5 protein-coding genes and 2 pseudogenes are annotated in these 10,099 nt (G+C 43.1%); 5 read left to right on the forward strand and 2 right to left on the reverse strand.

Translation table 11 applies throughout. The features are described from left to right. Positions 1-267: 267 nt before the first annotated feature. Positions 268-2,327, reverse strand: a pseudogene (locus tag V7K67_RS27470) (penicillin acylase family protein). 153 nt (positions 2,328-2,480) lie between these two features. On the opposite strand from V7K67_RS27470, the pseudogene V7K67_RS27475 reads away from it, so the two are divergent. The 5 genes and pseudogenes from V7K67_RS27475 to V7K67_RS27495 all read left to right on the forward strand — a co-directional run. After that, positions 2,481-2,608 (forward strand): annotated as a pseudogene (locus V7K67_RS27475) (RNA methyltransferase); the annotation flags it as partial. Between the two features lies 1 nt (position 2,609). Beyond that, positions 2,610-2,951: a hypothetical protein gene (locus V7K67_RS27480; RefSeq protein ID WP_181927721.1), complete on the forward strand. Its 342-nt coding sequence runs from the start codon at positions 2,610-2,612 to the stop codon at positions 2,949-2,951. Positions 2,952-2,953: 2 nt separating this feature from the next. Then, positions 2,954-3,349, forward strand: a complete 396-nt coding sequence (locus V7K67_RS27485; RefSeq protein WP_335169269.1) for an HNH endonuclease — start codon at positions 2,954-2,956, stop codon at positions 3,347-3,349. Between the two features lie 123 nt (positions 3,350-3,472). Continuing rightward, positions 3,473-4,213, forward strand: coding sequence for an RNA methyltransferase (locus V7K67_RS27490; RefSeq protein WP_334734074.1), 741 nt, complete (start codon positions 3,473-3,475; stop codon positions 4,211-4,213). Between the two features lie 174 nt (positions 4,214-4,387). Next, positions 4,388-5,950 carry a serine hydrolase gene (locus tag V7K67_RS27495; RefSeq protein WP_334734075.1) on the forward strand — a complete coding sequence of 521 codons (1,563 nt, stop codon included), beginning with the start codon at positions 4,388-4,390 and terminating at the stop codon, positions 5,948-5,950. Between the two features lie 58 nt (positions 5,951-6,008). On the opposite strand, the gene V7K67_RS27500 is transcribed toward V7K67_RS27495, so the two are convergent. Then, positions 6,009-9,635, reverse strand: a complete 3,627-nt coding sequence (locus V7K67_RS27500) for a response regulator (protein WP_334734076.1) — start codon at positions 9,633-9,635, stop codon at positions 6,009-6,011. Positions 9,636-10,099: the final 464 nt, after the last annotated feature.

Raw genomic sequence — 10,099 nt, forward strand, 5'->3', positions numbered from 1 at the left:
ACGTTGGCGCGTAGCGCCAACGTACCGATGCACGCGATCGCATCAATTGAGTGGTAACAAGCACAGATCAGTCGATAACCCGCAACTTGGGTTACTACACTCTTCAGGAAAATCCTTACAGAATAAAACTTTTAAATTTAACCTGGTTTTCTGTTCCAATTGTGCTAACATCTCGGCTTCTACAACTATGAGTTCTTTTTTGTAGAGAAGACGGTTCGATAATTTTCATAACTCAAATAGGATTGCTATATTGCAGTACCAAACCCTTTACTCTAGCAATTTGGGAATTAAACTCAGTGTGTCAGTCGTGTTTGCTGTAACATTCTTTGATTCCCATAACATCTGGTGGTATTCAATCTTGCGCCAAGGCTCAACCATATCGTTGTAGTGGCTATGGAAAGCATGTCCTGATTGTCCAGGGGTGTGAATTGCTACTGAGTTATCCAAATTTCCCAAATCTACAATCATTCGCAGTGAAGGAATATCTGTCACCTCAAAGGATTTATTTGCTCTCCAGCGGTTAGCATTCACTGTTTCGCCGTTACCAGATGTCGCAAATGCACCACGATTAAATAAAGCTTCAATCGGTGCAACCCCAGATTTACCCAAGGTGGCATTCCGAAAAGTAATGGTATGCAGCTTACCCCAATTCCAGTTTTTCGGTTCTTTGCTTTGAATTCGTTCTAGTTCATCCAGGGCTTCTATAAAGGATTGCTGGAAAATTTGGTCACGGTTCTCGACTTTTCGGGTGTTGCGGTTGTCCCACCAAGCACTATTGGGTTGTTTGACCAAATTTGCTACCACAGCATACCAGCGATCGCCTCCATCAGGAAAGTACTTTTCAGGTAACTGATCGTGAAATGTATTTGCTAGCAAGTGTTTCCAGAATACTTCAAATAAAGCAGCGGCAGGCGATGTCATTCCTAACTGCAAATTCCAATCTCGCAGTAGTTTTTGGGCTGCTTGCAAGCGTGGGGTATTAACAGTGATAGATTGTAGTAGTGGTACTAGTGTTTGGGCATTTAAATTGCGATCGTCTCCCTGTATCTGCTGCACATCCTTCAGGGAAATCGGCTGCGTTTGTTGTGAAATCATTTCAACAATCCGCTTTGCTCGGTAGCCATAAACCCAATCTCTAGTAATTAAATAAGGATATTCACGGTTAACTAAATTATTGGCAGTAGCAATATAACCTTGGGGTGGATTAAAACTTTTGGGCAATTTCTCAAAGTCAATATAGCCTTGCCACTCATAAGCATCCGTCCAACCAGGAACGGGATAACGCCCATCTCCCTGAGCGCGGATGGGGAATTTACCAGGCATTTGGTAGCCAATGTTGCTATCAATGTCAGCATAGACCAAATTTTGAGCCGGGACATCATAATTGCTGGCAGCAGTGCGGAATTCCTGCCAGTTTTGGGCGCGATTGATTTGAGGAATGGCATACGCTAGTTTGGAAGGTGCTAGGGCTGTCCAACGCAAAGCTACGGCGTAATTTTGCGGTACTTCTAGCGGCTGACTGGGCTGGAATTGCTTCAGATTGGGCGAAACATCAGAGAGAATCGGCCCATGTCGGGTATAGCGTACCGTTTGGACAATCGGCTGACTTCCGGCTACTTGAATCGTCTCTTGCACAAGCTGCATATCAACCCATTTGCCATTTACCTCATACTGATTGGGGTTATTTGGGTTGATTTTCTCAATGTATAAATCCATCACATCAGATTGTACATTGGTAACACCCCAGGCAATGCGATCGCTATGGCCGATAATTACTCCAATCATTCCCGCAAAGGAAAAGCCAGAAACGTTGTAGGGACACTCTGCACTCTTGGGTGTGCAGTGCAGACCAAGCTCATACCATATAGAGGGAATTTGTACACCTAAGTGGGGTTTCTGACCTCTGCATTAATTTCCTGAATTTCTTGCTGCGCCACCCTCGCCCAACCCATTGTCCGCAGATATTTATCAGTGTCAACTTGAGAAGAACCAAACATTTCTGAGAGTCGCCCAGAACCAATGTGTCGCCAAAAATCCATTTGCCAAAAACGGTCTTGGGCGTGGATATAACCTTGCGCCATAAATAAATCGTGGGAGTTGGCAGCATAAATATGGGAAATTCCCCATTTATCACGCTGGACGCTGACTTCAGCTTTCAGTTCAGGTAATTGAATTGTGCCACTCTCTTGCGGAAAGGATTGGCGTACAGTGTAGGTAGCAAATCCCACTAACAATAGCCCTAGCACTAACAGCACAATTAAAGTTCTTTTGAGAATCTTCGGAAACCAACGTTTCCTGGAGCTTTTTATTTGGGCTGACCGTGGCATTGTTTCATGAAATCAAATGATGTTACAACGTTGATATTACTACAGTAAAGCAAGCAACATTGATTGGGCACAGAGTTTTGTGACGATGTATAACTTTGATTAGCTTGTTATTTGTACAGAATATTTCCTAATGGCGATCGCAGGAGGCACAAAATGGGCTTGGCTGGATTAAGAATTGTGTTGGTAGAACCAGCTGGTCTGATAAATATTGGCGCGATCGCTAGAGTAATGAAAAATTTCGAGATATATCATTAATAATAGTAAATTGCCAATGCAATCCTTATGCCAAGAATCACCCTAGAAGTATCAGAGGAATTATCTCAACAACTAGCACAAGTAGGCGATCGCTTACCTGAACTGCTTGCATTGAGTCTTCAACAACCAGCTGTACCAGCACAAGTTTACCGATATATTCTAGATTTTTTGGCCAGCAGCCCCACTCCTGAACAAATTGCTGAATTTAAACCTACTCCCGAAATGCAAGAACGGTTGCGTACCTTGCTAACACGCAGTAACGCAGGTGAACTCACACCCACGGAGTTGAAAGAACTAGATGAATATGAACGTATTGAACACTTAGTTGTGATGATTAAAGCAGGTAACTTATCTTATTTGACCAGCTGACCGTGAGTGTAACCTATATTCCGGTTGTTCTTCGCCGACTCGTAGAAGAACGCGCAAACTACAAATGTGAATATTGCCAGTTACCCGCAGGAGTTGCTTTTTTTTCCCATGAGATTGATCATGTTATTGCCCAAAAGCACGGCGGCGCAACAAATGCTGATAATTTAGCCCTCACCTGCTGGCGATGTAATCGTCATAAAGGCACTGACTTAGGATCTTTTGATCCAGAAACAGGGGCTTTTAGTTTTCTCTTTAACCCACGCACCCAGAAATGGGCTGAACACTTCACCTTTTCAGAACTGAATCTAGTGGGATTAACGCCTATAGGACGTACAACAATTAGATTACTACAAATAAATAGCGACGAACGACTAGCTGAACGGCAAAGATTGCGCTGAACTATTCAGACCTGACGCAGGCATTCACTTACACCGCTAAAATGATTTCAAGGAAACTCTTCACCAGAACCACAATGCTGAAAATTAGCCTGTAAGTACTGGTGCGATCGCAGGAGGCAAAAAATGGGCTTGGCTGGATTAAGAATTGTGTTGGTAGAACCAGCTGGGCCGATAAATATCGGCGCGATCGCCAGAGTAATGAAAAATTTCGGTCTATATAATTTAGTATTAGTGAACCCCCAATGCGATCCGCTATCGACGGAAGCTTTGATGATGGCTGTTCACGCTCAAGAAATTTTAGAATCTGCGGTATTAGTGGCTACCTTACCAGAAGCATTGCATGGATGTGTACGGGCGATCGCTACCACTGGTCGCGTTCGCAGTTGGGAAACACCCTTAGAAAATCCCCGCACTGCACTACCCTGGTTACTGGAGGAACCAGAAAAACCCGCAGCCCTGATTTTTGGCAGAGAAGACCGGGGATTAAGCAATGAAGAATTAAATTATGCACAGCGGTTTGTTGGCATTCCCACAAGTCAAGATTATGTCGCCCTGAATTTGGCTACTGCTGTAGCAATCTGTTGTTATGAATTGTCACAATCTGCCCAGCAACCTGATAGCCAAACCTTACCTGAAACGGAACTCGCAACCTTAGATGCTGTGGAAGGATACTACCAGCAATTAGAATCACTATTACTGAAAATTGGTTATGTGTATCCCCATACAGCCGCGAGTCGCATGGGAAAATTTCGCCAACTATATAATCGCGCTCATCTGAAGACTGGGGAAGTTGCCATGCTGCGAGGAATTTTGCAGCAAGTAGAATGGGCCCTGAAAAGTCAGAGGGATGGTGAAAACTTGTAATTATTCGTTTAATATATACGCAATCATCCCCCCAAAATATTTAATATCGCTTAAACTAAACACAAAAATGTTACTTAGTGGCAAAGTAGAATTTGAGTATTAATATTGCTTAAAGATTAAGTTTTGGGTCAGGAGTCTGCAAGAAAACAGTCAAGTGGGTCACAAGGAGTAACTGTGTCAGAGTCAAGTGACGAACTAACAGCTTTCTCGCGGCGTCAACCCTTAAATCGCCGCCAGCCGCCACAAAAAGTTCAAAAAGTGGTAAGGAAGAAAGTCAAAGCTAACAGCCAGCCGCAAACTACAAATGGGCGAGAAGGAGCGCTAACACGCTCAAAAAATCAAATCAGTCCTCCCCCAATCCCTGGTACTACACGTAGGGTAAAATCGGGGTTAGTTATGCCAGCAGCAGTCAAACCAATACCTAGTGTCAAGGGGAAAATTCCTCCCTTCCGACCGGGTGCTGTGATGGTTAAAACAGTGCGGATGGAAAAGCCAAAAACAGGCAGACGCTCATCGCGGAAAACCCGGTTAAAGCCAATGGCGAAAACCATATTATATGTTGTGCGGTTGTTGATTGTAGGTGTGGGGATGGGTGCCATTGTTGGTACGGTGTTGTCAGTATTAGACCCAGCGAATCGCATCAGCACAACTACGCCGCAATCTAATATTAATGTGGTGCGATCGCAGCCACAACCTACCCAAACTCCCCCTGCTGCGTCTTCAAGTCTATACTTATCTCAAGAAATTACCTCGTTGAAAAATGCCGTGCAAAATTTGGCGGCCACTATCCCAAATCTCACACCCGGAGTTTTCTTAGTAGATTTGGATACTGGTAATTATGTAGATGTCAATGGCTCTACCAGTTTTCCGGCAGCTAGCACGATAAAAGTACCGATTTTGATTGCCTTTTTCCAGGATGTGGACGCGGGGAAAATTCGCCTGGATGAAATGCTGACCATGCAACAGGATCTGGTAGCTGGCGGTTCGGGAACTCTGCAATACAAACCACCAGGAACCCAGTACGCCGCTTTGGAAGTCGTCACTAAAATGATTACAATCAGCGACAACACGGCGACAAATATGCTGATTGCCCGACTGGGAGGAATGGACGCTTTAAACCAGCGTTTCCGCACTTGGGGATTGACAACCACGGTAATTCGCAATCAACTACCAGATTTGCAAGGGACAAACACTACTAGTCCCAAAGAACTAGGGAATCTGATGGCAATTGTGAGTCAGGGAAATTTAGTGAGTGTGCCATCACGCGATCTCATGCTAGATATCTTGCGTCGCACCGAGAAAGACACTCTGCTACCATCGGGTTTGGGAACAGGCGCTAGAGTATACCACAAAACGGGCGATATCGGCACAATGTTGGCAGATACAGGTTTAATCGTTGTTCCAACTGGCAAGCGCTACATCGCCTCCGTTATGGTAAAACGCCCAGAAAACGATCCTCGCGCCGAAAAACTTATCAGCTCAATTTCTCGTGCTGCCTACCAAGAGTTTAGCCAAAATCCTGTCACACCCAATACTACTTTAAATACAGTACCCGCAAATGGTTATCAGCCCCAGATTTTTAATCCGGCTTTACCCAACGGTACAACAGGAACCGTGCCCATGAGCATTTATCAGCCTCCTGTTGTCACCCCTATACCCAACGGCATGGGAAGTACTGTACCGACAAACGGTTATCAATCTCCAGTGATGAATCCTCAGTATTATCCTCCAAGATAAGTAGTTGGGTTTTTTCAGGAATAAAAAATGCTTATCCGAACCTATTGCCCCTACTCTCTCACCGATACAGCCAAACTCGCAGTAGTGAAAGCAATTGCTCAGTATCTACAGGTTTAGTGATGTAGTCAGAAGCTCCTGCTTCGATGCATTTTTCTTTGTCACCTGGCATAGCTTTGGCAGTTAAAGCAATGATTGGTAGTGAGCGAAACTGTTGTTGCTGGCGGATGGCGCGGGTGGTTTCGTAACCATCCATTTCCGGCATCATGATATCCATCAAAACTATATTAATGTCAGGATTTGTTTGCAGCTTCTCTATGCCATCTCTACCATTTTCGGCAAAGAGGACTTGCATTTGATAGCTTTCTAAAAAGCTGGTCAGGGCAAAAATATTTCGCAGGTCATCATCTACAATCAAAATTTTCCGATTAGCCAGCACCGGATCGTTTTGATGTAGTTGCTCTAGTATTTGCCGCTTTGGTGGGGGCAAATTTGCCTGCACTCGATGCAAGAATAGGGCAGTTTCATCTAACAATCGCTCTGGCGATCGCACATTTTTAATGATAATTGTCTCTGCTAGTCCCCGCAATTGGGTTTCTTCTTGTCGGCTGAGTTCTTTGCCTGTATACACAATGATTGGCAGTTTCAACAGCCTGGGTTCAAGCTTGATCTGTTCAATGAGTGCAAACCCGCTCATATCGGGCAGACCGAGATCCAGTACCATACAATCAAAATGATGCGATCGCAAAATCGAGAGGGCTTCTGCTCCCGTACTCACTGCTGTACTCTGGACATCCCCATTACCAATCAGTTCGATAATACTTTGAGCTTGTACCGGGTCATCCTCAACGATCAGGAGACTTTTTACCTGACGCTCAATAAAGCCTTTAATCTCAGTCAATACCTGAGTTAGCGCTTCTGGAGACACAGGTTTTTGTAGATAGGTAATCGCTCCTAGATTTAATCCCCGTTGCTGTCTTTCATCAACAGAAATTATATGTACTGGTATATGTCTGGTATCTGGTTTATGCTTCAAACGATCCAGCACCGTCCAGCCATCCATCTCTGGCATGTGGATATCTAGCATAATTGCATTGGGTTTAAACTGTTCTGCTAGTGCTAGACCTTGTTTACTGTGTAAAGCAACAATAGTTTTAAAGCCCTGCTGACGAGCCATATCTAGTAAGATACGGGCGAATTTATCGTCATCCTCAATAATTAGCAAGGTGCGATCACCCGGTTGAATTATTTCCCGATCATCTGGAATTTCGCTAGGGAGGATGGTAAGTACTTTCGCGGATGAGGATGTATCTATCAGCGCAGGTCTTTTTTCCACCATTGGTACTTCTTTTATGGTCGATGCTGTGCGGATAGAAGTAGTTGGCTCAGGGGGTGGTGTGGTGAGAGTATTTTGACTATTCTTTTCCTGTCGCCTGGGCAAGAAAAGGGTAAAGGTGCTTCCTTGCCCTGGTTCGCTAACTATTTCAATTCTCCCTCCCAACAGTTGAGCCAATTCACGACTGATTGATAAGCCTAAGCCAGTCCCGCCGTACTTGCGGCTGGTGGTGCCATCTGCCTGCTGAAATGCCTCGAAAACAATTTTCTGCTTCTCGGCTGGAATACCTATACCTGTATCGCTGACGGCAAAAGCAATCATGGAATTATCAACTTGGGCTATTTGTAACTTCACACTTCCCTGTTCTGTAAACTTAAAAGCGTTAGCCAGGAGATTTTTCAGCACTTGTTGCAGGCGTTTGGAGTCGTTATAGATTGTTGGGGGTAACTTCTCATCCAGTTCAATAGTAAAACTGAGTTCTTTATTGTGGGCAACTTGCCGGAAAGTATGCTCTAGAGATGTTTCCAAATCTGCTATAGCAATTTGCTCAATATCGAGCGACATAGTACCCGACTCAATTTTTGCTAAATCTAGAATGTCATTAATCAACTCCAGCAAATCATTTCCAGCTGAGTAAATAGTCCGGCTGTATTCTACCTGTTTGTCAGTTAAATTGTTAAGAGAGTTATCTGCTAGCAGCCTTGCCAAAATTAACAGGCTATTTAGCGGTGTCCTTAACTCGTGGGACATATTCGCGAGAAATTCTGACTTATATTTGGAAGACAATGCCAATTGTTCAGCTTTTTCTTCCAAAGACTGCCTCGCCCCTTCAACTTCCTGATTCTTGCGGGCAACTTCTTGATTTTGGGCTTCTAATAATTCTGCCTTTTCTTCTAGCTCCTCATTTAATTGTTGTAATTCTTCGTTAGACTGCTTGACCAGAAATTGTGATTCCTCTAACTCGTGCGCCTGTTCTTCTAGGCGTTGATTGCTTTGCTGTAGTTCTTCTTGCTGGGTTTGTAGTTCTTCTGTTAAAGCAACAGACTCTTCCAGTAGTTGCTGGGTTTGCACTTGTGAGGCAATGTTATTTAAAAATACACCAAGAATTTCACTCAATTGCTCTAGAAATTTCAGGTGCAACTGGTTAAAAGGCCCAAAAGAGGCAAGTTCAATTACAGCATTTACCTCTGCTTCAAATAGTATCGGTAAAACAATAATATTGAGCGGTGGTGCTTCTCCCAAGCCAGAATTGATGCGGATATAGTCATGAGGAACTTCTGTGAGGAGGATTCTTTGTTTTTCTAGGGCGCATTGTCCCACCAATCCTTCACCTAAGCGAAACTGATTTGCGAGGTTTTTCCGCTCTTTATAAGCATAACTACTCAACAACTTCAGCACAGGCTGGTCATCTATGGAGTCCATCGCATAAAAAACGCCCTGCGATGCCCCAACTAGTGGTGCTAAATTTGACAAGATCATCCGAGCCACGCTTTCCAGATTTCGCTGCCCTTGAAGCATCTGGGTAAATTCGGCTAAGTTAGATTTTAGCCAGTTTTGCTCGTCATTTTTTTGAGTTGTGTTTCGCAGATTAACAATCATCTGATTGAAGGTGCGTGTCAACACACCAACTTCATCCAGGCGATCGCTATCTGGTAAACTTACCGATAGATCCCCATCCGCCATTTTTTCTGCTAAATCAGAAACTTGCTTCAGCGGTGCTGAGATATGTCTGGTCAGGGTGAATCCGATTAAAGCTAAGAGCAAAGAAAATAAGGGAATACTATAGACAATGCTGGCAAGTGTTTGCCGGCCTGCTGCTTGCGCCTTCTCAGAGCGCTGTTTCAGCAGCATATTCTCTTCAGCTTTCATCGCCTGGATAACTTTCTGGATATTATCCATCAGTTGCTTACCCTGGTCTGTCAGAACAGCTTTTTGAGAAGCTTCTAAGCCTTGGGTTTGCCGTAGTTCTATGACATTTTTCATTACAGCCATTCTCTCAGTTAGTAGTGGCTGTAAAATGTCAAGCCGATTTTGTTGGTTGGGGTTATCTGCCGTTAACCTTTGAATTTCCTTAACTTTTTGATTTATTACTTGAATAGCAGCGTTATAAGGTTCTAAATAGCGCTGTTCTCCAGTGATAATGTAACCGCGTTGTCCAGTTTCAGCATTTGTCAGTTGCAAGTTGAGGTTTTCAAGCTGACTTAACACTTGGTAAGTATGGCTTTCTTTACGCGAAGTTTCAATTAGCTCATGGGTGCTTTGGTAGGAGATTAGACCAATGGTGGTCAGAGTTGCCAAACTCAAGGCAAAACTTATTCCAATCTTGGTTCCAATCCTCAAACGGTTCAACATTATTCCAGGCAGGTATTTAAATTATTTCTGTTGGTGAGACTATTCTAATAATGTTTTAACTATCCAAAATAAATATTAGGATACGTCTATATGGAATCTATCTGTTTTTTACATAGCAAATATTACTATTTATATTCTAGTTTATTTACAAATATAACGCTATTTTAAATAAGTATATCAATAATCTTTTTCTCTAGCATTATGCTCATTAAAAAAACTAAACCTTTAGACAGCATAACTTCTTTCAAAAGAAGCAGCCACCTTATTTTGTAATTTAATCTTGTGGTCGATAATTTAAAACTTATTCTTAGATTATAAATTGAGCATCAGACTTTACTAAAAAATGGTTGTTTTTATGATTATAGTAAAAATATAGGACTCCTATTTGATTTTTGAAAAAGAGTACGAGATAATACGGTTGAGTGTAAAAGTGTAAAAGCAGACTATGATAAACCAGCATCTAC

Source organism: Nostoc sp. (assembly GCF_036917155.1).
GTDB lineage: Bacteria > Cyanobacteriota > Cyanobacteriia > Cyanobacteriales > Nostocaceae > Nostoc.